This is a genomic window from Staphylococcus sp. HMSC055C03 (assembly GCF_001809385.1).
Lineage (GTDB): Bacteria > Bacillota > Bacilli > Staphylococcales > Staphylococcaceae > Staphylococcus > Staphylococcus simulans.
Genome location: NZ_KV797508.1, coordinates 1 through 21,457, shown reverse-complemented (window position 1 = coordinate 21,457; position 21,457 = coordinate 1). Strand labels below are relative to the sequence as shown.

Annotated in this window: 24 protein-coding genes; 21 read left to right on the top strand and 3 right to left on the bottom strand. The window is 34.7% G+C overall.

Translation table 11 applies throughout. The annotated features are described in order from the left end of the window. From HMPREF2603_RS13510 to HMPREF2603_RS09440, 4 genes are all read left to right on the top strand, one after another. Positions 1-323, top strand: a 323-nt coding sequence (locus HMPREF2603_RS13510; RefSeq protein ID WP_070502083.1) for a hypothetical protein, incomplete at its 5' end; no start/stop codon positions are given. Next, the gene (locus HMPREF2603_RS09450; RefSeq protein ID WP_070469052.1) at positions 307-702 is read left to right on the top strand and encodes a hypothetical protein; all 396 of its coding nucleotides are present in this window, start codon (positions 307-309) and stop codon (positions 700-702) included. The genes HMPREF2603_RS13510 and HMPREF2603_RS09450, both read left to right, overlap by 17 nt. A gap of 47 nt (positions 703-749) precedes the next feature. Beyond that, on the top strand, positions 750-998 hold the full coding sequence (locus tag HMPREF2603_RS09445) for a phage holin (protein WP_060804864.1): 249 nt from the start codon (positions 750-752) through the stop codon (positions 996-998). A 1-nt stretch (position 999) separates the two neighbouring features. After that, positions 1,000-2,472, top strand: a complete 1,473-nt coding sequence (locus HMPREF2603_RS09440; protein ID WP_070469108.1) for a peptidoglycan DD-metalloendopeptidase family protein — start codon at positions 1,000-1,002, stop codon at positions 2,470-2,472. Between the two features lie 2,478 nt (positions 2,473-4,950). Here HMPREF2603_RS09440 and HMPREF2603_RS13815 read toward each other — a convergent pair. Further along, the gene (locus tag HMPREF2603_RS13815; protein ID WP_398574952.1) at positions 4,951-5,325 is read right to left on the bottom strand and encodes a DUF1828 domain-containing protein; all 375 of its coding nucleotides are present in this window, start codon (positions 5,323-5,325) and stop codon (positions 4,951-4,953) included. Positions 5,326-5,604: 279 nt separating this feature from the next. Between HMPREF2603_RS13815 and HMPREF2603_RS09425 the strand changes: the two genes are divergently transcribed. The 7 genes from HMPREF2603_RS09425 to HMPREF2603_RS09395 all read left to right on the top strand — a co-directional run bounded on the left by HMPREF2603_RS09425 (position 5,605) and on the right by HMPREF2603_RS09395 (position 12,444). Next, a complete protein-coding gene (locus tag HMPREF2603_RS09425) occupies positions 5,605-6,645 on the top strand; it encodes a hemolysin family protein (protein ID WP_060804867.1) in 1,041 nt (346 codons plus the stop codon). Positions 6,646-6,658: 13 nt separating this feature from the next. Beyond that, the gene (locus HMPREF2603_RS09420; protein WP_060804868.1) at positions 6,659-7,729 is read left to right on the top strand and encodes an NAD(P)H-dependent flavin oxidoreductase; all 1,071 of its coding nucleotides are present in this window, start codon (positions 6,659-6,661) and stop codon (positions 7,727-7,729) included. Between the two features lie 120 nt (positions 7,730-7,849). Continuing rightward, a complete protein-coding gene (locus HMPREF2603_RS09415) occupies positions 7,850-8,698 on the top strand; it encodes a DUF72 domain-containing protein (protein ID WP_057510735.1) in 849 nt (282 codons plus the stop codon). 11 nt (positions 8,699-8,709) lie between these two features. Continuing rightward, on the top strand, positions 8,710-9,534 hold the full coding sequence (locus HMPREF2603_RS09410) for a sulfite exporter TauE/SafE family protein (RefSeq protein ID WP_070502081.1): 825 nt from the start codon (positions 8,710-8,712) through the stop codon (positions 9,532-9,534). A 14-nt stretch (positions 9,535-9,548) separates the two neighbouring features. Continuing rightward, a complete protein-coding gene (locus HMPREF2603_RS09405) occupies positions 9,549-10,868 on the top strand; it encodes a bifunctional metallophosphatase/5'-nucleotidase (RefSeq protein ID WP_060804869.1) in 1,320 nt (439 codons plus the stop codon). Positions 10,869-10,950: 82 nt separating this feature from the next. After that, on the top strand, positions 10,951-11,880 hold the full coding sequence (gene lipA, locus HMPREF2603_RS09400; protein ID WP_070502079.1) for a lipoyl synthase: 930 nt from the start codon (positions 10,951-10,953) through the stop codon (positions 11,878-11,880). A gap of 174 nt (positions 11,881-12,054) precedes the next feature. Further along, a complete protein-coding gene (locus HMPREF2603_RS09395) occupies positions 12,055-12,444 on the top strand; it encodes a YutD family protein (RefSeq protein WP_060804870.1) in 390 nt (129 codons plus the stop codon). A gap of 55 nt (positions 12,445-12,499) precedes the next feature. On the opposite strand, the gene HMPREF2603_RS09390 is transcribed toward HMPREF2603_RS09395, so the two are convergent. Beyond that, positions 12,500-12,793 (bottom strand): DUF3055 domain-containing protein, encoded by a 294-nt coding sequence (locus tag HMPREF2603_RS09390; protein ID WP_002481625.1) that lies wholly within the window; start codon positions 12,791-12,793, stop codon positions 12,500-12,502. Positions 12,794-12,896: 103 nt separating this feature from the next. Here HMPREF2603_RS09390 and HMPREF2603_RS09385 point away from each other — a divergent pair, with 103 nt between their 5' ends. The 9 genes from HMPREF2603_RS09385 (at position 12,897) to HMPREF2603_RS09350 (ending at position 20,663) form a co-directional block, all read left to right on the top strand. Next, the gene (locus tag HMPREF2603_RS09385) at positions 12,897-13,331 is read left to right on the top strand and encodes a type VII toxin-antitoxin system HepT family RNase toxin (RefSeq protein WP_023016020.1); all 435 of its coding nucleotides are present in this window, start codon (positions 12,897-12,899) and stop codon (positions 13,329-13,331) included. Next, positions 13,332-14,111 (top strand): TIGR01457 family HAD-type hydrolase, encoded by a 780-nt coding sequence (locus HMPREF2603_RS09380; RefSeq protein WP_023016019.1) that lies wholly within the window; start codon positions 13,332-13,334, stop codon positions 14,109-14,111. Positions 14,112-14,119: 8 nt separating this feature from the next. Further along, entirely contained in the window at positions 14,120-15,085 is a 966-nt protein-coding gene (locus tag HMPREF2603_RS09375) for a 2-hydroxyacid dehydrogenase (RefSeq protein ID WP_023016018.1), read from the top strand. 425 nt (positions 15,086-15,510) lie between these two features. Next, entirely contained in the window at positions 15,511-15,663 is a 153-nt protein-coding gene (locus HMPREF2603_RS13070) for a teichoic acid D-Ala incorporation-associated protein DltX (RefSeq protein WP_002481629.1), read from the top strand. A gap of 16 nt (positions 15,664-15,679) precedes the next feature. Next, positions 15,680-17,134, top strand: a complete 1,455-nt coding sequence (gene dltA, locus HMPREF2603_RS09370) for a D-alanine--poly(phosphoribitol) ligase subunit DltA (RefSeq protein ID WP_060804871.1) — start codon at positions 15,680-15,682, stop codon at positions 17,132-17,134. Next, positions 17,131-18,345 (top strand): D-alanyl-lipoteichoic acid biosynthesis protein DltB, encoded by a 1,215-nt coding sequence (gene dltB / locus HMPREF2603_RS09365; RefSeq protein ID WP_023016016.1) that lies wholly within the window; start codon positions 17,131-17,133, stop codon positions 18,343-18,345. Before dltA ends, dltB begins: the two co-directional genes overlap by 4 nt. A gap of 21 nt (positions 18,346-18,366) precedes the next feature. Then, the gene (gene dltC, locus HMPREF2603_RS09360; protein ID WP_002481632.1) at positions 18,367-18,603 is read left to right on the top strand and encodes a D-alanine--poly(phosphoribitol) ligase subunit 2; all 237 of its coding nucleotides are present in this window, start codon (positions 18,367-18,369) and stop codon (positions 18,601-18,603) included. Then, entirely contained in the window at positions 18,600-19,754 is a 1,155-nt protein-coding gene (dltD, locus tag HMPREF2603_RS09355; protein WP_060804872.1) for a D-alanyl-lipoteichoic acid biosynthesis protein DltD, read from the top strand. Before dltC ends, dltD begins: the two co-directional genes overlap by 4 nt. 153 nt (positions 19,755-19,907) lie before the next feature. Beyond that, on the top strand, positions 19,908-20,663 hold the full coding sequence (locus tag HMPREF2603_RS09350) for a MerR family transcriptional regulator (protein WP_060804873.1): 756 nt from the start codon (positions 19,908-19,910) through the stop codon (positions 20,661-20,663). Between the two features lie 62 nt (positions 20,664-20,725). Here the strand turns inward: HMPREF2603_RS09350 and HMPREF2603_RS09345 are convergent, their stop codons facing one another. Then, positions 20,726-20,968 (bottom strand): NifU family protein, encoded by a 243-nt coding sequence (locus tag HMPREF2603_RS09345; protein WP_002481635.1) that lies wholly within the window; start codon positions 20,966-20,968, stop codon positions 20,726-20,728. A 92-nt stretch (positions 20,969-21,060) separates the two neighbouring features. Here HMPREF2603_RS09345 and HMPREF2603_RS09340 point away from each other — a divergent pair, with 92 nt between their 5' ends. Beyond that, positions 21,061-21,384, top strand: coding sequence for a YuzD family protein (locus HMPREF2603_RS09340; protein WP_002481636.1), 324 nt, complete (start codon positions 21,061-21,063; stop codon positions 21,382-21,384). Positions 21,385-21,457 lie beyond the last annotated feature (73 nt).

The following is a 21,457-nucleotide window of genomic DNA, read 5'->3' as shown; positions in this document are numbered from 1 at the left end:
AGCAAGACTCGATTTTAGGCGATTCTGCTTTTTATAGAGAATTACACAACCTATTACCGATATGGATATGGGGTGTGTTGTTTTTACTTTCAGGCATATTATTAATGTGTGCAAGTTATTTACTACCTAAACAAAATCAAAAAAGTTATTGGCTAATCACAATCGGAAGTCTTATATCCTTCGTTATGTATTTTATTATAACAAGTGCAAGTGTTTACAACGCAATTAATTGGTTATCTCCTATTCAATTCGCTACACTTTCAGGGGTTTATTTAGTGCTGATGTTTTTCGGAGGGTTTGAAATTTATGCCGAGCGAAGATAAATATGTACTACGTCATGAATGGGAAAGAGCGAATCGTAATATAGATGGGAAGATTAATGAAGTAGATAACAAGCATATAGCATTGCATAACGATTTAAAACTACTGGTCACACGATTAAACGATAGTAACGATGCATTAATTCAAAGCCAATTAACTACAAATAAGACTTTGGAAAAAATCAACGACAATCTTATAGGATTTAATAATCGTATCAAAGACGTTGAACATACTTCTGATATAACAATAAAAAGGTTAGATTCGATTGAAAACTTTGTATCTGAAAGGCAAAAAGGAAATATGCAGATATGGGTTGCAATCATTGGTGCTATATCTACTGTATTAGTCGGAGCATTAGGATTTGCAGCAACTTTTTTCTAAGTCGGCGCACTGCGTCGGCTTTTTACTATTTCAAAGGAGTGAATTAAATGGAAGATAAAATCAAACAATTCATCGGTTTAATCGGTGGTTTTCTCGGGGCATTATATCTTGCACTATACACAAGTGGAATCAGCGCGGAATGGATTAATCCTCAAAAAGTAGATGCATGGATTAATGTGATCAATACTGGATTACCCCTCGCATTAGTATCATATGGAGTATGGAAGAATACATTTATTATTAAAAAATCAGCGCGTGACCAAGAAAAGTATTTAAAGGAGAAAGGGTTGAAATAGAATGCTAACTGCTATTGATTACCTTACTAAAAAAGGTTGGAAAATTTCATCCGACCCACGCACTTATGATAATTATCCTAAAAATTATGGATATAGAAATTATCAAGAAAATGGAATTAATTATGATTCGTTTTGTAATGGTTACCACAGAGCATTTGATTTATACAATAACGCAACTAATGATATTCCAGCAGTTACAAGCGGTACAGTAGTCACTTCTGAAACACATGGCAATTTTGGAGGTACTGTAGAAATCAGAGATGCTAATGGTAACGATTGGATTTATGGCCACTTGCAACGTAATTCATTACGATTCTCAAAAGGCGATAAAGTCAATCAAGGCGACATAGTTGGATTGCAAGGTTCATCCAACTATTATGATAATCCTATGAATGCACATCTTCATTTACAATTACGTCCTAAAGGAACAGATTTAAATGATGAGAAAGCAGAAGTATGCAGTGGATTGCCAATTGAAAAATACGATATTAGTAAGCTGAATGCAAAACAAGATAAATCTAAAAACGGAAGTGAGAAAAAATTGAAACATATTTATTCTAACCATATCAAAGGTAATAAAATTACAGCACCAAAGCCAAGTGTTCAAGCCGTGGTTATCCATAATGATTACGGAAGTATGACACCTTCTCAATATTTGCCATGGTTATACGCACGTGAAAATAACGGTACACATGTTAATGGTTGGGCAAGTGTGTATGCTAACCGTAATGAAGTGTTATGGTATCACCCTACAGACTATGTAGAATGGCATTGCGGTCATCAATGGGCAAATGCTAACTTAATCGGCTTTGAAGTATGCGAATCATATCCGGGGCGCTTGTCAGATAAGTTGTTTTTAGAAAATGAAGAAGCAATTTTAAAAGTGGCAGCTGATGTTATGAGATCTTATGGCTTACCAGTAAACCGAAACACAGTACGACTGCACAATGAGTTCTTTGGTACTTCTTGCCCGCATCGTTCATGGGAATTGCATGTCGGCAAAGGTGCCCCATATACAACCGCTAACCAAAATAAAATGAAGGATTACTTTATCAGTCGTATTAAATATTATTATAACGGCGGTAAATTACAAACAAGCAATGCCAAAGTTATCAAACAAAATGATGTAAAAAAAGAAGTTAAAAAGAATGAACAACAACAAGTAGTTAAGACAACAGATTGGAAAAAGAACAAACATGGTACTTGGTGGAAAAATGAACAAGCTACATTCAAAAATGGTAATGAACCTATCCAAGTATGGCATGTCGGTCCATTCCGTATTGATGGTAACCAAGCAGGTAAGCTACCAGCAGGCACAAGTATTAACTATGATGAAGTAATGTTGCAAGACGGTCATGTTTGGGTAGGTTACGACGGCTTCGAAGGTGAACGATTATATCTACCAGTAAGAACATGGAACGGTGTCGAACCGCCTAAACATGGAATAGGCGATCTTTGGGGTAGTATTAGCTAAATAAATATGTTATTATTTATTTACCGCTGTTGTCATTGTAAAAAGTGTCTTTTCACAGATGATACTATATTGTAAGTTCGTGGATGATAGTGTCCATGACTTGAGGGTTATCTATATAGGTAACCCTCTTTTTTTATGGTATAGTATAATTCAAATAGCGGTACTTTAAGAAATTGTCGGAATAATTGTATTTGTAATTAAAAAGTGAAATATAGAGTGGTATTAGTAAAAAAGTTATGATATAATTTTTTCAGACACTGTTTTCACAACTCAACACTCTAAGGTGTAAATAGACTTTAAGCATGATTTGAGAGTTACCTACAAGTAGCTCTCTTTTTTTATTGAAATAAAAGGTAGTAATTACTAAAAAAACATGGTAAAATGAATGTAGAACATGGTTTTTACTCTTCGTTATTCTATTGTGTAAATAGATATTATGCATGAGAATAGAAAGCTGTCTTTTCTGGCAGCTTTTTTATTATCTTATTTTAATATTAAATAAATTGTGTTAGTATATTAAACAGAAGATATTTTGGAAGATAATTTTCTAATCATAATCTTACCACCTTTTATGGTGGTGTTTTTTATGTTATATTAAAAATGTGGGTTAGATATATGGTATCTATGTAGAGAAACTATTTAAATAGTTTCTCTTTTTTATTGATTATGTAAAAGAAGAATGCTATTATTCTTTTGCAGTATGTATTCAATGTGCATATTGTATCCTTACTTCCTTAATGCTAGATTCAAAGCATTTCTGTTATTTTATTGTGTGTTTTCGTTACTTTCTCTCTAATCTATCCCAAACGAGAACACAGCCACCTTTCGAGGTGGCATACATAATGTGATTCACTTAACTATTTTAGGTGTGTCTTTTGACAAAATTAAAAACTTGTATTAACATGATTGATACAATATCAAAAGATATTGTTCGTGTGTTATTGTTTCTCTATTTTCTTCTGCTTAGAATGTTGAAAAAGTCTTGATGATTTAAGTATGGATAATAGGGGGAGAGGTTGCTTAGGCAACCTCTTTTTTTAGTTGATAGTAAATATAAGCGTAAATGAATAGTACCATCAACATAGTGCTGTTTTATTTTTGCTAATCTAATAAATTTACTTTTTAATATTTACTTAACATTGGAAATATGTTAAAATGTTCTTTGTTCATCTTTAATTTGCTTAAGTGAACTTGAAGTTTGATTACTTCCATTTCTATTATTTTATATATGCTTTGTGTCACTTGTGTTCCCTTCCTAAAATGCACAAGTGACAATTTTTATTACATATCAATTAGATTAGTACATGACTTTTAATACATTATATTGACTGCATCAAAGTAATGTATTATTATTTGATATACAATACCTTTTTAGGTATTGCCTTACTTATTATTTTTTGCTTTATTTTCTCTTTAATAGAGTGATCCTTACTTTTATTGGTATGACCACTTTTTATGTTACGAATGTTGTTGAAAAAGTCTTGTGTGTAAAGCAATAATAATAAGGAGAGGTTGCTTCGGCAACCTCTTTTTTATTATTGCATGGTTAATACTATTGAAATTATATATTTTTTTGATGAAAAAAGAGAGAAATGTTATAGTAGTTATTGAGTGTTATTCACTCATATATTTTTTTGCGCCTTAAGCGTTATCTGATATAGCCCGCAAACCTACATCAGATGACGCTTTTTAATTTGTAAGATCCCACCATTAAATAGGCAGTTTTTTGATACCATTTTTGATACCATTTTGTTTAAAAACAGAAAAAGTTTAGAAAATTTAAGTGCTTGAAATCGCATGAAATCAACGTTTTAAATTTCAAGAAATCCTAAAAAACTTCATTTTCAATCGAAATGGAAGGTTCTATCGGTTAATCCAATAGTGTTCATTGAATATAAGTATTAAAATACGCAGCATGCATACTTAACCGTATGTGTGCTGCTTTTTTAATGTCTGAAGTTAAGTGAAAAGATAAGTGTAATGAAACAATATAGAGATTTACCGAGATTTAAAGAGAATTATGTCAGGCATGTCAAACAAGTTGAGGGTTAATACGATTTTTGGTAATTTATTAAGCAAATTAGGACATGTTAAAGTCTACTAATACAATTTATATTGAAATTTAACGTGACGTAAAATTCTGAAATGTGGTATAAGTAAGTGATAAAATAAAGAAAACGTTTAGAGGGGAAACCTATGAAGAATAATCCAACTTTGTTAAAGATTCTAGCAGCAGTATTTATATTGTTAACAATTATCAGTCCGTTATTTGCGATTGGAAGTATAATTTGTAGTGTGAAAATCAAAAAATATAATGATGTCGTTGGAGATCGTTTTCTCACGATTTCTATAATTTGTGCAGTAATATTTATGGCGTTTCATTTTATCTACTATCTCACTTACTTATTTTAAAAGTATATTTTAAAAGCCAGAAAGTAAACAGTTACACTGTATCTTACTTTCTGGCTTTATTTTAGTTCATAAAAGTAAATGATTAAATGATAAAAAGTCGTTAGTTGTATCTTTTAGAGACAAATTCTGTATCGATGTCTTATTGTTGAATAAGTTATTTATACAAATGATTGACTGAGTAAAACTTTGAAGTGATTCATTTAAATTCTGTATAACACATTCAATATAGATTTCTTCAGTGCTTTCATCTATATTTACATTAAATGTTTGAATGTATTTGTATAGTAATTTAAGTGTTGGTTTCTGCTCAAACAACTCAGGTTTTTGAGATTTTAAATTAAATAGTGTATAGCCATCGTCACAAAGTGTGATAGTCTGCTTATCATCGCTAAAGATAGTATAAAGAATGATGTTATCCATCGTGCAATCTTTAAAAGGAATTTCTACGCGTAGTGTATGTGAATTTATTTTCTTGAAATCTACTTGATTAGATATCCAACGTTAAAGTGCAGTATTACTCCTAGAGGGATTGTTTTATTAAAAGTATTTTTTAAAGGTACTACAATTCATCTGAAAATTCGGTACAATGGTAATTAATCATTGTACTTCGTGAAAAGCGTGGAACTTGTTCGGTTTACATAAATAGAGAGATGGGAAATTAATAAGAAGTATACGCTTTTTGACAGAGTCAATAAGAGTTTTAAGGGAGCGTCGGCCATCATGATTATAGCTATCATTATTTTAATTTTTGTTTCTTTCTTCTTTTCTGGCAGTGAAACGGCATTAACTGCTGCGAATAAAGTGAAATTACAGACTGAAAGCAGGAAAGGAGATCCAAAGGCAAAAAGGTTATTGGCACTTTTAAATAAACCTAGAGATTTTATCACAACGATTTTAATCGCAAATAACAGTGCGAATATCGTGTTGCCTACGCTAGTTACTATTCTTGCTGTACAACATGGTTGGAACGTGGGGATTGCATCTTTAGTGATTACAGTTGTGGTAATTATTGTTTCAGAAGTGATACCAAAATCTATCGCAGCAACTTATCCTGATGCGATTTCTAAATTAGTCTATCCGGTAATTCATTTATTTGTGGTAATCTTAACGCCGATTACTAAAATTTTAAATGGTTTAACTGGTTTGATTAACCGAATGCTTGCGAATGATAAATTTCAAAGCCAAACCATGTCTAAAGAAGAAGTGCGTACAATGGTAACCATTGCAGGGGCACAAGGGGCATTTAATGAGAATGAACGAGATCGTCTTCAAAGTGTTTTAACTTTCCAACAATTGCGTGTTAAAGATGTAGATACAACACCACGTGTCAATGTGACTGCATTCTCAAAAGACACACCATATGACGAAGTGTATGAAATTATTATGTCACACCCATATACACGTTATCCGGTCTATGATGAAGACATTGATAATATTGTGGGAGTCTTTCATTCAAAATACTTATTAATATGGAGTCGTCACTATGATAAATCATTAGAAGATTATATTTCTAAACCACTTTTTGTGAATGAGCACAATAAAGCTGAGTGGGTCATGCGTAAAATGATTGCGACACGTAAACACATCGCCATTGTATTAGATGAATATGGCGGTACGGATGCGATTATTACGATGGAAGACTTAATTGAGCAATTGCTTGGTTTAGATATTGAAGATGAAATGGATCAACATGAACAAAATAAAGTCGATGAACGTTTGAAAAATAGACAAAAGCCAAAAGCGAATCAATCATCTTTATAGGGAGTGTTCACATATGTGGTCAGATACAAAAATCACTGCACAACTTGGAATCAAGTATCCAATTATTCAAGCCGGAATGGCAGGCAATACAACGCCTGAATTAGTCGCTAGTGTGAGTAATAGCGGAGGCTTAGGAACGATAGGCGCAGGGTATTTCAATTCAGAAAAACTTGCGGAGGAAATAGATAAAGTTAAATTATTAACCACTCAACCTTTTGCGGTTAATTTATTTGTGCCGAGTAAAAAACATATCAAGCGTGCGCAAGTTGATTTAATGAATGCATGGTTAAATCCTTATCGTCGTGCATTGGATTTAGAACAACCCGTAGTGAATTTATCTGAAACACAACAACTTGAACAACAAATTGATATCTTGATTGAAAAACGCGTACCCATTGTTAGCTTTACATTCGGTATTCCAGATGTCCATTTAATTCGTAAAATGCATGAACATCATATGATTGTGATGGGTACCGCGACTTCTGTTGAAGAAGCAATTGTGAATGAAGAAGCAGGCATTGATATTATTGTGACACAAGGTAGTGAGGCAGGCGGACATCGTGGATCATTTTTAAAACAAGAAGATGGAGAATATCCAATGATTGGCAGTATTTCACTTGTGCCGCAAGTAGCTGATGCAGTGTCTATACCTGTAGTCGCAGCAGGCGGTATTATGGACGGCAGGGGTGTACTTGCTAGTCTGATTTTAGGTGCGTCAGGTGTACAGATGGGAACAGCATTCTTAACATCACAAGAAAGCGGTGCAGATATTGCGTATAAGCAAGCAATTTTAAATAGCACAGAAACATCAACCGTATTAACAAATGCTTTCAGTGGCAAAATGGCACGAGGTATCCGTAATGATTTTGTAGATTACCTGTCTACATTTCGTGGAGAAGTGCCAGAATACCCAATTCAAAACCAATTGACTTCAGCAATCCGTAAAGCATCGACTGCCAATCATGATCACTCATTAATGTCATTATGGAGTGGTCAGACACCAAGACTTGCGACAAGCCGTAAAGCGAATGAAATCGTTGAATCTATAGTGCAGCAAATTGAAGATATGCGTTTTCAATCATAGAGATGAAGAGTAATAAGTACTGCGTTGGTCATTGCGCAGTACTTATTTTTACTTCAATTCTAAGATGAAGTGAACAGGTTCTAGACATAAAATATGATAGAATGAGATTGGTGATTATGTATGATAGATATTGGACTGACAGGGTGGGGAGATCACGATTCTCTTTATACTGATCTAAGTCGTAAAACAGACAAATTAAAGACTTATGCGAGTCATTTTCCAGTGGTAGAATTAGATGCGTCGTATTATGCGATTCAACCCGAACGCAACATTAGAAAGTGGATAAAAGAAACACCTGATCGTTTTAAGTTTGTGGTGAAAATTCATCAAGCATTAACTTTACATGCGGATTTTAAAGACTTTGCTGAGACACGAAATGAATTATTTGAAGAGTTCAAGTTAATGATTCAACCATTAATTGAAGCGGATAAACTTGCGATGGTACTTGTTCAGTTTCCGCCATGGTTTGACTGCAAGACTCAAAATATTAATTACATACGTTATGTACGTGAACATTTAAAACATGTGCCGGTTTGTATAGAATTCAGAAATCAAACTTGGTTTGAAGGGGAGATGAAAGAACATACTTTAACCTTTTTAACAGAACAAGGCTTGATTCATGCGATTGTCGATGAACCGCAAGTCGGGGAAGGTTCAGCACCTTTCGTCAACCGCATTACAACGGATACAGCCTTTGTACGTTATCATGGACGTAACCGTCATGGTTGGACTAAGCAAGATATGACAGACGAAGCGTGGCGAGATGTCCGCTATTTATATGACTATACAACAGAAGAGTTAGAAGAACTTGCACAACATGTGCGTATTATTCAACAAAAAGCTAAAAAGATTTATGTAGTTTTCAATAACAACTCAGGCGGTCACGCAGCAAACAATGCGAAAGAACTTCAACGAATTCTTGGTATTGACTACGAAGGCTTAGCACCGCAGCAGCTTAAATTATTTTAGGAAGTGATGATATGGTGAGTATTCTCTTACTCATTTTAATAGGAGCCTTATCAGCAATTTTAGGCTCGCTTGTCGGAATTGGAGGCGGATTAATTATAGTTCCGACATTAGTCTATTTAGGTGTGGAACATGATTTACTCCATGGGATTACGCCTCAAATAGCGATTGGAACTTCCTCAATTATTTTAATTGTGACAGGTTTAGTGTCTACATTAGGGTATTTAAAATCTAAGCAAGTAGATACAAAAAATGGTTATATATTCTTATTCGGATTATTACCAGGCTCCTTATTCGGTTCATTTATCAATCGTTATTTAACGTTAGATTCATTTAATTTGTACTTCGGTATGTTTTTGATTCTGGTTTCGATTTTATTATTAGTACGTAATTCAATTAAGCCGATCAAACTCTTTGAAAAGAAAAAGTATGAAAAAACATATGTAGATAAAGATGGGACGATTTATCATTATCACGTGCCGCCTGTATTTGCATTCGTGGTAACATTTTTCATTGGAATTACAACAGGACTCTTCGGTATCGGTGGAGGCGCTTTAATGACACCATTAATGTTGATTGTGTTCAGATTCCCGCCGCACGTTGCGGTAGGTACAAGTATGATGATGATTTTCTTCTCTAGTGTGATGAGTTCTATCGGACATACTTTCCAAGGTCACGTTGCTTGGCATTATGCGCTTGTTTTAGTTATTTCAAGTTATGTCGGAGCTAAAATCGGTGTTAGAATCAACCAATCTATCAAGTCTAATACAGTAGTTGCTTTACTGAGAACGGTGATGCTGTTATTAGGGGTTTATCTTATTATTAAATCATTGCTTTAAAGGAGGCGTCGAGTTTGAAATTAACGATTTATCATACGAATGATATTCACAGCCATCTGCATGCTTACAAGCGTATTGCTGCGTATATGGCAGAGCATAGACCATTACTAGACCATCCTTCACTTTATATAGATATCGGCGACCATGTTGATTTATCAGCACCTGTAACAGAAGCAACACATGGCCTTAAAAATATAGAATTATTAAATGACGCACATTGTGATATTGCGACAATCGGTAATAATGAAGGGATGACCATTTCACATGAAGATTTAAATGCATTATATGAAGATGCTGATTTTGCGGTTACTTGCAGTAATGTGTTTGATGAAGATGGCCATTTGCCACACCATATTACATCGAGTTATATTAAAGAAATTGAAGGTGTACGTATCTTATTTGTTGCCGCAACTGCACCTTTCACACCGTTCTATCGTGCTTTAGATTGGGTTGTTACTGATCCGATGGCTGCGATAAAAGATGAGGTAGAGAAACAAGCAGGTAATTATGATGTATTGATGATCATGAGTCATTGCGGTATCTTCTTCGACCGTAAATTATGTGAAGAGATTCCTGAAATTGATGTTATTTTTGGTAGTCATACCCATCATTATTTTGAAGAAGGCGAAATGAAAAATGGTGTTTTAATGGCAGCAGCAGGAAAATACGGTCATTTCTTAGGTGAAGTTAATTTAACGATTGAAAATAAGAAAGTCGTACATAAAACAGCAATCTTGCATCCTGAAGACACGTTGCCAGAAGTTGAAACGAACTTTAAAGAAGAAGGTAAAGCATTGATGAGCACGCCTTTAGTTGATCATCCTGTAAACTTAAAAAGAAAGACAGATATGATTACCAAAACAGCGTATTTACTTGCGGAAAGTGTATGTGAGTTCACACATGCAGATTGTGCAATTATTAACGCTGGGTTAGTAGTCAAAGGCATCGAAGGGCCGAACGTCACTGAATATGATGTGCATCAAATGTTGCCGCATCCGATTAATTTAGTACGTATCAAAATTACAGGCCGTGATTTAAAACAAGTTATCTTAACAGCTGAAGAACAAGCGTATATGCACGAACATGCGCAAGGTTTAGGATTTAGAGGCGATATTTTTGGCGGTTATATTTTATATCAAATGGGTTATATTGAATCAGAATCTCGTTTCTTTGTTCAAGGAGAAGAGATTGTTGATGATCACATCTATACATTAGGAACTGTTGATATGTATACGTTTGGACGTTATTTCCCTCTATTTAAAAACTTGCCGACAGAATATTTGATGCCAGAATTTTTAAGAGATATTTTCAAACAGAAATTATTAGAATTATGAATTATGACTTATAGCGTTTTCATTTTGTTATAAATTCGTTATAATAAGATGAAGATGAGTACACAGGAGGGTATGTGTTGTAATGGCTACAAAAAATAATGAGATTTTACGTAAACCGGACTGGTTGAAGATAAAGCTGAACACGAACGAGAACTATACTGGTCTTAAGAAGATGATGCGTGAGAAGAATTTAAACACTGTTTGCGAAGAAGCAAAGTGTCCGAATATACATGAGTGTTGGGGTGAGCGCCGAACAGCTACATTTATGATTTTAGGTGCAGTATGTACACGTGGTTGCCGCTTCTGTGCAGTTAAAACTGGCTTACCTAACGAATTAGACTTAGACGAGCCGGAACGTGTAGCAGAGTCAGTAGAAATTATGAACTTAAAACACGTGGTAATCACAGCAGTTGCGCGTGATGATTTACGTGATGCAGGTTCAAACGTTTATGCTGAAACAGTAAGAAAAGTAAGAGAACGCAATCCATATACGACAATTGAAATTTTACCATCAGATATGGGTGGCGACTATGATGCGCTTGAAACATTAATGGCATCTAAACCAGATATTTTAAACCACAATATCGAAACAGTACGTCGTTTAACTCCGAGAGTTCGTGCGCGTGCAACATATGACCGTACTTTAGAATTCTTAAGACGTTCTAAAGAATTACAACCAGATATTCCAACGAAATCAAGTATCATGGTTGGATTAGGCGAAACAATTGAAGAACTTCACGAAACTATGGATGATTTACGTGCAGCAGATGTAGATATTTTAACAATTGGACAATACTTACAACCTTCACGTAAACACTTGAAAGTTGAAAAATACTATTCACCATTAGAATTCGGTAAATTACGAAAAGTAGCAATGGAAAAAGGATTCAAACATTGCCAAGCTGGACCATTAGTACGTAGTTCTTACCACGCAGATGAGCAAGTTAACGAAGCTGCGAAAGAAAAACAACGTATTGGTGAAGAAAAATTAAACGAATCAACTGAAGCATAATTGATAAGTATAGATTTGAATGGGGAAGAAGCGGGCTGAATCAGTCCGCTTCTTTCGTCATTCAACTACTGTTATAATGTATAATATAAGTAAATCTTCAAGATTGAAGTCAATAACACACGAGACATTGAAACAAGCAAAAATGCTCAAGAATAGAATTGATAGGTGACATACATGATAAAAGTAGGAGATAAATACTTCGAAATGATCGAACAATATCGTGATTGTTTCGATGAAGAACAATTTGCGAACCGTTATTCAGAAATACTAGATAAATATGATTTTGTAGTCGGTGACTTTGGCTATGAACAATTAAGACTCAAAGGTTTTTACAAAGACTCTAATAAAAAAGTAGAAATCAGTAAACGCTTTGCGACGATACAAGATTACTTACTAGAATACTGCAACTTCGGTTGTGCTTATTTTATTTTACGTCGCATTCCTGAACGTGAACTGAAAAAACTGCGTGCACAAGAAGAAATAGAAGCCGATGCATCAGATAAATTACATGATGTTAAAATTGCGCCAAGTTTACCTTCTGACCAAAAACAAAAGGACAGCTGATCGATAGCTGTCCTTTTTGTTATATCAATTTTAAAGTTGTTATTAGTGTTTAATATTAGTACTCTCCACTATCAAATGTGCCACTAGGGATAACATCTTTTAAATATGCTGTCAGTTCTTCTCCCTCTGCTTCACTGACACCTAATGTATAAGCAATATAACCATCTTCTGCTAAGTCGTCTGGTCCAATAATTCCAAATTTGTTTGTCTGCATGTTAAGTACAAGTACTTTTCCGTAATGACGATTGGTTTGGAACATCATTAAATCATAACGACTTTCTTCTCCGACCATTCCAACATATTGTACATCAGCTTCTTCGTTATCATCGTATAAAAACATCTCTATCATGATTTCATTGACTCCTTTGTACATTCTCTTTTCTCAAGTATAAACAGAAATGATTTGTACTGCAAAGATGTGATATGATTGAGGGGATGAGGAGTTGAATAACATGTATTTTGTTGATAAAGATAAATTGACGTATAAGCTGAATTACTTACAAAAGTTAACAGAAGATTATTCAGAAAATAAAGAGAACCATTATGCATTTGAAAGAATTGCACAAATGCTGATTGAGTCTTCCGTAGATATCGGAAATATGGTCATTGATGGTTTTGTTTTAAGAGATCCAGGTAATTATAAAGATGTCATTGATATTTTAGAATTAGAAGGTGTGATTTCTAAAGAAACACAACAAGGTATCAATCAAACCGTAGATGTACGTAAACGATTTGTACATCAATATGATCAATTAGATACAAAAGATTTAATCCCTTTATTTGATGCTTCACTTAAAGACTATGAACGTTTTATTGATGAAGTCATCAATTTCTTAAACAATGAAAATGTACCCGTTACAGCATTTGGAAAAGGAGACCAGAAATAAATGAAACAATACAAAGGTTATCTGATTGACTTAGATGGCACAATGTATAAAGGCGCTGATGAAATTGACGGCGCTAAGCAATTCATTGATTATTTAAACCAACACGACATTCCACATTTGTATGTGACAAACAATTCTACTAAAGTGCCAGAAGATGTTGTGAAGAAATTAGCTGGATTCGGCATTGAAGCGAAACCAGAAGAAGTAGTTACATCTGCTTTAGCAACAGCACATTATATTAAACAAGAAAATGCGCAAGCTTCTATTTATGTCATCGGTGAAGGCGGACTTCGTCAAGCATTATTAAATCAAGGTTTAACATTGATTGATGACACACATGTGGATTATGTCGTAGTCGGTTTAGATACTAAAGTCGATTATGATAAATTCTCACAAGGTACACTCGGTGTGCGTAATGGTGCGAAGTTTATTTCGACAAACCAAGATATATCTATTCCGAATGAACGTGGTTTCTTACCAGGTAATGGCGCAATCACAAGTGTGATTACAACATCTACTAAAGTACAACCGACGTTTATCGGTAAACCACAGCCGATTATTATGGATATGGCAATGGATGTTATTAATTTGCCGAAAGAAGAAGTCGCAATGGTCGGCGATTTATATGAAACTGACATTATGTCAGGTATCAACGCAGGTATTGATACGATTCATGTACAAACAGGTGTAACAAGTAAGGAAGAATTAGCAGAAAAAGATCAACAACCAACTTACACATTCAAAGATTTGAATGAGGTAATCAAAGACTTAGAAGGGTAGGTGTTACGATGACCAAAGTGTTAGTGACACGTAAAGTACCAGATAAATTTATTCAACAATTAGAAGAATTTGCGGATGTGAAGATGTGGGATGAAGAATTCGTTCCGATGCCGCGCGAAAAATTCTTAGAAGAAATCAAAGATGCAGAAGCAGCATTTATCACGCTAAGTGAAAGAATTGATGAAGAAACATTAGAAGCGGCACCTAATTTAAAAATCGTTGCGAACATGGCTGTCGGCTATGACAACATCAATATTGCTTTAGCAGAAGAACATGGTGTAACCGTAACGAACACACCAGGTGTCTTAACTGAAACAACAGCAGAGCTCGGCTTCACATTAATGCTTGCGACAGCACGCAGAATCGTAGAAGCAGCAAAGTATATTAAAGATGATGAATGGAAAAGCTGGGGACCTTACTTGCTTGCGGGTAAAGATGTCCATGGTTCCAATGTAGGTATCTTCGGTATGGGTGATATCGGTAAAGCCTTTGCACGTCGCTTAAAAGGTTTTGAAGCGAACGTGATGTATCATAACCGCAGTCGTCACCGTAGAGCTGAAAAAGAATTAGGTGTACTCTATGTCTCATTTGATGAACTGTTAGAAAACAGTGATTTTGTCGTATGTACAGCACCTTTAACAGAGGAAACAAAAGATAAATTTAATGCGGCAGCCTTTAAGAAAATGCGTAATGATGCAATATTTATCAATATCGGCCGTGGTGCAACGGTTGTTGAAGATGACTTGCTGCAAGCATTAAAAGAGGGTGAAATCGGCGGTGCAGGTTTAGATGTATTCAGAGAAGAACCAATCCGTGCAGATCATCCGTTATTACAATTACCAAACGTTACTGCTTTACCGCACATTGGTAGTGCGTCAGTTGTAACGCGTGATAGAATGATTCAACTTTCTATTAATAATGTGAAATCAGTACTGCAAGGCCAACCGGCTATTACACCAGTTACTGATAAATAATAAACAGAAAAAGAATGCAGTGTACATACGAACAGTGTGTATCACTGCATTTTTCTTATTTTACATTTTAATTTTGTGATAGGGCTGAAGGCGGATGTGACAAGCAAATAAAAAGCATTACAATTCTGTTAGGGTGGAAAGGATTGTATTTCCAACCGAAGAGAAGTAAACTGTAAATGCTAAAATATTAGTGCATTTAATAGATATAAAACCGGCTGATAGCGCATTGGTACAGAACCCCAAACTTGGTCTGTATTAATTATGAACAAATGAAAAATATTGTATGGTTTTTCCAATATACAATTGAAAATACATGAGAAAAAGATTATAATGAATTATAATTTTGTTGAATTGGAGAAGACATTCAGCAGGAAGCATTGAGTCGCAAAAAAGAGAAAAAGATGACCGAGATAGAGGGGTGTAAGATGAAATCCAAAGAACAAAATACTACTTCAGAAACATTTAACAAATTAAAACCATATTTATTGACTGCTCTTTATTTAGCGATATTTATTACATTGTATTTGATATATGGCTCAGGAGACACACACAATAACTTTATATACAATGAATTCTAATTAAAGGAGTATAGTTATGACAGATATTATTAGTGTATTACGACATTTTGCAGATAAACAACCGGATACAGTGGCGGTAAGACACATCGATGATACTTTAACGTATCAACAATTAGATGAGAAATCTGACCAATTGGCCTCTCTTATCGAAGAGAGTCAAAAACCAGTTGTGTTATATGGCCATATGTCACCTTATATGATCGTAGGGATGATGGCTGGTATTAAAGCAGGATGCGGTTATGTACCGATTGATACTTCAGTACCTGAAGATCGTACGGCAATGATTATTGAAAAAACACAACCTGAATTTATTTTTGATGTATCAGAGCAAGCATTAACTTTTGAACATGGCAAAGTCTTAACTATCGAAGCTTTAGAAACAGCTTCAAAAGCTTCATTTGAACCACGTATGCAAGCTGAAGATGTGGTCTATACAATCTTCACTTCAGGTTCAACAGGCGAACCTAAAGGTGTTCAAATTGAATATGCAAGCTTAACTGAATTTGCGACATGGATGAAAGATTTGAATCAATTCGGTGAAAATCTTGAGTGGTTGAACCAAGCACCATTTTCATTCGACTTATCAGTGATGGCAATTTATCCATGTTTAGTTACTGGTGGTACATTGAATTTAGTAGATAAAGACATGATTAAAAAGCCTAAATTGCTGAATGATATGTTACAAGCGACTCCAATCAATGTTTGGGTTTCAACACCTTCATTTATTGAAATGTGCTTATTATTGCCAACATTAGATGAAAAACAATATCCAAGCTTGAAAGAGTTCTTCTTCTGTGGAGAAATTCTGCCGCATCGTACTGCACAAGCGTTGCTTACACGCTTCCCATCTGCAGTAGTCTATAATACGTATGGTCCGACAGAAGCTACTGTAGCGGTTACTAGTGTACAGATTACACAAGAAATTTTGGAACGTTTCAATCCGCTTCCAGTCGGCCAAGCACGCCCTGGCACAACACTTTCAACAACAGAGGAAGGTGAATTGCTGATTGCAGGCAACAGTGTCAGCGCAGGTTATTTAAAAAACGAAGAAAAATCTAAAGAAGTCTTCAGTAACGTCGATGGCGTACGTGTCTATCGTTCAGGAGACAAAGCAAAATTTGAAGATGATCAATGGTTCATCCAAGGACGTATTGATTTCCAAATCAAAATGAATGGTTATCGTATGGAACTTGAAGAAATCGAAGCATTGTTGAGACAGTCAGATTTAGCGAGAGAAGCGGTAGTCGTACCGATTTATAAAAACGGCAAAGTCGTTCAATTAATCGGCGCAGTCGTACCGACACAAACAGTGGAAGACAATGCGCAGTATTCACATGATCTTAAACAACAATTGAAATCCAGCTTACCCGAATACATGATTCCAAGAAAATTTGTATGGATGGATCAATTACCATTAACAAACAACGGTAAATTAGACCGTAAACAAATCGCTGAGGAATTGAATTCATGATTCCTTATGGTACGTTTAGTTTCTTCCTGATTGCATTTATTATTCTTATACCTGTTATTATCTTAGGTTTCTTAGGTAAGCGAAGCTATATTTATAATGGTATCAGTACAGCAATCATGGTTGTGATTATCTTTTCTTCCGATAAGTTGAACTTGTTCGGGCAGAAATATTTAAGTATCCAACTGATTAGCTTTATAATATATGTGGTTTGGCAAGCACTTTTAATTATGTGGTATTACCATTCGCGACCTAAGAAGAATACTTTCTTAAAATTCTTTATCGTGATGGCATTATCAATTTTGCCGTTAGCCATTGTTAAAGTATTGACAAGTACATGGCTCGGTGGTCAGCAAATTCAATTCCACGAACATAAATTAATCCAATTTGTCGGCTTTTTAGGTATTTCTTATGTTACCTTTAAAAGTGTACAGTTGATTATGGAAATTCGTGACGGTTCTATTAAAGAAATTAAGTGGGGGAAAGTTTTCCAATTCATTTCATTCTTCCCGACGATTTCATCTGGACCGATTGACCGCTATAAACGATTTGTAAAAGATGATAAAAAAGTACCGACTAAAGATGAATACCGTGGTTTAATCTTAAAAGCAGTGCATATGATTATGCTAGGGTTCTTATATAAATATATTATCGCGTATTTTGTGAATCAATACGGTGTGATGCCGTTGCAATTGCACTTACATGGTTTCACAAACTATTGGTTATATATGTATGCTTACAGCATGTATTTATTCTTTGATTTCGCAGGTTATAGTTTGTTCGCGATTGCGTTTAGTTACATTTACGGTATCAAAACACCGCCAAACTTTAACCAGCCGTTCAAAGCGAAGAATATTAAAGACTTCTGGAACAGATGGCATATGACGTTATCATTCTGGTTCCGTGATTGTATTTATATGAGATCGCTCTTCTACATGTCTAAAAAGAAATTATTAAAGAGTCAATTCGCAATGTCGAATGTCGCGTTCTTTATCAACTTCTTTATCATGGGTATCTGGCATGGCATCGAAATTTATTACATTGTTTATGGTTTATACCATGCGGCAGGCTTTATTGGTTATGGTTATTATGAACGTTGGCGTAAGACACATCCGCCTCGCTTTAATAACAAGTTCACAACAGCACTCAGTGTTATTATCACATTCCACTTTGTCACTTTCGGATTCTTAATCTTTTCAGGTAAATTGATTTAATAAAGGAGATTTAATAATATTATGGAATTTAGAGAACAAGTTTTAGACTTATTAGCAGAAGTAGCAGAGAACGATATCGTTAAAGAAAATCCAGATGTTGAAATTTTTGAAGAAGGTATTATCGATTCATTCCAAACAGTAGGCTTACTATTAGAAATTCAAAATAAATTAGGTATCGAAGTTTCAATTATGGACTTTGATCGTGATGAGTGGGCGACTCCTAATAAAATTGTTGAAGCTTTAGAAGAACTTAAATGAGTTCAAAAATAAAGCCATTTTTGCCGATATTAATCAGCGGTGCCATTTTTATTATCTTTGTATTGCTGCCAGCGAGCTGGTTTACTGGACTCGTTAATCAAAAAACACTTGCTGAAAATCGTGTGTCATTGACTGATCAAGTATTAAAAGGAACTTTAATACAGCAGCGTTTATTTAAACACAACGATGAATTTTACCCGATTTATGGTTCAAGTGAATTAGAGAAAGATGATCCATTCAACCCGGCGATTGCATTAAATTCGCATAATGCATCACGTAAACCTTTCTTAATCGGTACCGGTGGGAATACAGATTTAGTCAATGGTATTGAACTTGCATCAAATTATGATGAATTAAAAGGAAAGAAAATTGCTTTCATTATTTCACCGCAATGGTTCACAAATCATGGTTTGACGAATCAAAACTTTGATGCACGTGTTTCCCAAAACCAAATCAATCAATTGTTCCACCAAAAAAATATGAGTGATGAACTGAAACAACGCTATGCGAAACGATTGCTGCAATTCAAACACGTCCACAATAAAGACTTTTTAAAAGCAACAGTAAAGCATAATGGCAAAACGGATGGCAATTATATTTCTAATTTTAAAGAGAATCAATTAGTTAAAATTGAAGCAATCAAAAGTTTAGCTAATTTTAAAGACGTTCCTTTAGAACATGTAAAACCTGTAACAAGTGAAAAAGCATCATGGTCAGAAATGAGAGATGTTGCGACACAATATGGCGAAGCGCATTCGAAATCGAATGAATACCATATCCGAGATAAGTATTGGAAATTAATTCAAGCGAATAAACGTCGTGTTAAACGTGACTATGAATTCAATATCAACTCACCAGAGTTTAATGACTTGAAATTACTTGTAGATACAATGAGAGAAGCAGGGGCAGATGTTGAATATATCAGTATTCCCGCAAATGGAAAATGGTATGATCACATCGGTGTTGATTTAGAGAAACGTAAACCTGTTTATGAAAAAATCAACCGTGTCGTTACTGAAAACGGTGGCCAAATTTATGACCTATCAGATAAGGACTATGAACCTTATGTCATCACAGATGCAGTCCACATCGGCTGGAAAGGCTGGGTCTACATCGACGAGCGTATCGCACAACACATGAAGGAAAAATAATGAATCAAAACGCAAATGGTATGTGAATATCATTTGCGTTTTTTAGTTTGTTAAAAATGTTGAAATTGATTGTTAAGATGTGAAAAATATTAGAAAATGAGTTGACCTTCACGTTACGTCAACCCTTAATGTAAGTATCAGGAGGTGAAAAACATGCAGTATACAGTAAGTGAGCTGTCTGAATTAACAGGACTAAGCAAACGGACGTTACGGTATTATGACGATATTGGTTTGTTTAAAGCACGTAGAATAAAAGAGAATGACTACCGTGTGTATCAATCAGAGGATTTAGATACATTGTCTATAATCATGTTGCTACGTCGATTAGACTTTCCGTTATCGAAGATTCAACAAGTATTAGCACAAAATACAAATACACAACAGCTTTTAGCAGAACAAAAGAGACAGTTATTGGAGAAACAACAGGAAATTCAATCTTTAATTCAGTGGATTAATAAAATAGAACAGGAGGAAGTTATGATGCCAGATAAAGAAAAGTTTAAAGTGTTTAAACAAAAGAAAATAAACGAAAATCGTGAACAATACGGTGAAGAAGTGATCGAACGTTATGGTGAGGAAGCGTTAGATAAGGCAGAACATCACTTGAGTCATCTTTCAGAATTAGAATATGAACAAGCACAACAGCAAGAACAAATTATCAAAGAAAAACTAAATCAATTATTAGAACATAATCAAATTGATGTACAAGGTTCAGATGCTGAAGCGGTATTTAACGCGCATCGTCAATGGTTGAAATTGATGAGTGGTCAATATAGTGAAGGTTATCATCAAGCTATGGCTGATCTTTATATAACAGATGATAGATTCAAAAAATATTATGATGATTTAGTAGGTAAACAAGACGCAGCAGAATGCCTAAGTCAGATTATTAAAGCTTATACAGAATAAAAAAGAAGCACAGCTGTTAAAACAGACTGTGCCTATCTCGTCATGCGATTTATTTAAGTTGATTAGAAGACTTGTTCTACTTCAACTACACCAGGTACTTCTTCAAGCAATGCGCGCTCGATACCTGCTTTTAATGTGATTGTAGAACTTGGGCATGTGTTGCATGCACCGTGTAATTGTAATTTAACAATACCGTCTTCCACATCGATTAATGTACAATCTCCGCCATCTCTTAATAAGAATGGACGTAAACGCTCGATTACTACTGCGACTTGATCAAACATTGTTGTATTTTCAGTTGGCATGGATATATCTCCTTCCAAGTATATAATTTCATATTTTGCTTGTTTATTTATTATAATAGACTTAGAGAAAAAAATCTATGGAGGGGAACCAAATGACTAAAGTTAGCGTAGTAGTTTATGGGGCAGATGTAGTATGCGCAAGTTGTGTGAATGCGCCAACATCTCAAGACACGTATGATTGGCTGAAAGCCTTGTTAGAACGTAAATATCCTGATATCAACTTTGAATACACATATATTGATTTTGAAAAAGATACTGAAAATTTAACAGATCACGATCAACAATTTATCGAACAAATTGAAAATGATGAATTATTTTATCCATTAGTTACAATGAACGATATGTATGTGGCAGACGGCTATGTACAACTTAAACCAATTACAAGATTCATTGATGAACATTTTGTAGCACAATAAAATCAACAGCTAAAACAAAAGAGTGCTTGTTTTAGTTTGAAAAGGGGTCGGGACATAAATGTTCTGACTTCTA

Coding starts and splice junctions, on each gene's coding strand:
- HMPREF2603_RS09380 (WP_023016019.1), top strand. CDS start 13,332: ATGAAACAATACAAAGGTTATCTGATTGACTTAGATGGCACAATGTAT.
- HMPREF2603_RS09350 (WP_060804873.1), top strand. CDS start 19,908: ATGCAGTATACAGTAAGTGAGCTGTCTGAATTAACAGGACTAAGCAAA.
- HMPREF2603_RS09415 (WP_057510735.1), top strand. CDS start 7,850: ATGATAGATATTGGACTGACAGGGTGGGGAGATCACGATTCTCTTTAT.
- HMPREF2603_RS09445 (WP_060804864.1), top strand. CDS start 750: ATGGAAGATAAAATCAAACAATTCATCGGTTTAATCGGTGGTTTTCTC.
- HMPREF2603_RS09450 (WP_070469052.1), top strand. CDS start 307: ATGCCGAGCGAAGATAAATATGTACTACGTCATGAATGGGAAAGAGCG.
- HMPREF2603_RS09385 (WP_023016020.1), top strand. CDS start 12,897: ATGTATTTTGTTGATAAAGATAAATTGACGTATAAGCTGAATTACTTA.
- HMPREF2603_RS09425 (WP_060804867.1), top strand. CDS start 5,605: ATGATTATAGCTATCATTATTTTAATTTTTGTTTCTTTCTTCTTTTCT.
- dltC (WP_002481632.1), top strand. CDS start 18,367: ATGGAATTTAGAGAACAAGTTTTAGACTTATTAGCAGAAGTAGCAGAG.
- HMPREF2603_RS09375 (WP_023016018.1), top strand. CDS start 14,120: ATGACCAAAGTGTTAGTGACACGTAAAGTACCAGATAAATTTATTCAA.
- HMPREF2603_RS09420 (WP_060804868.1), top strand. CDS start 6,659: ATGTGGTCAGATACAAAAATCACTGCACAACTTGGAATCAAGTATCCA.
- HMPREF2603_RS09395 (WP_060804870.1), top strand. CDS start 12,055: ATGATAAAAGTAGGAGATAAATACTTCGAAATGATCGAACAATATCGT.
- HMPREF2603_RS09410 (WP_070502081.1), top strand. CDS start 8,710: ATGGTGAGTATTCTCTTACTCATTTTAATAGGAGCCTTATCAGCAATT.
- HMPREF2603_RS09440 (WP_070469108.1), top strand. CDS start 1,000: ATGCTAACTGCTATTGATTACCTTACTAAAAAAGGTTGGAAAATTTCA.
- HMPREF2603_RS09345 (WP_002481635.1), bottom strand. CDS start 20,968: ATGCCAACTGAAAATACAACAATGTTTGATCAAGTCGCAGTAGTAATC.
- dltD (WP_060804872.1), top strand. CDS start 18,600: ATGAGTTCAAAAATAAAGCCATTTTTGCCGATATTAATCAGCGGTGCC.
- lipA (WP_070502079.1), top strand. CDS start 10,951: ATGGCTACAAAAAATAATGAGATTTTACGTAAACCGGACTGGTTGAAG.
- dltA (WP_060804871.1), top strand. CDS start 15,680: ATGACAGATATTATTAGTGTATTACGACATTTTGCAGATAAACAACCG.
- HMPREF2603_RS13070 (WP_002481629.1), top strand. CDS start 15,511: ATGAAATCCAAAGAACAAAATACTACTTCAGAAACATTTAACAAATTA.
- dltB (WP_023016016.1), top strand. CDS start 17,131: ATGATTCCTTATGGTACGTTTAGTTTCTTCCTGATTGCATTTATTATT.
- HMPREF2603_RS09390 (WP_002481625.1), bottom strand. CDS start 12,793: ATGATAGAGATGTTTTTATACGATGATAACGAAGAAGCTGATGTACAA.
- HMPREF2603_RS09340 (WP_002481636.1), top strand. CDS start 21,061: ATGACTAAAGTTAGCGTAGTAGTTTATGGGGCAGATGTAGTATGCGCA.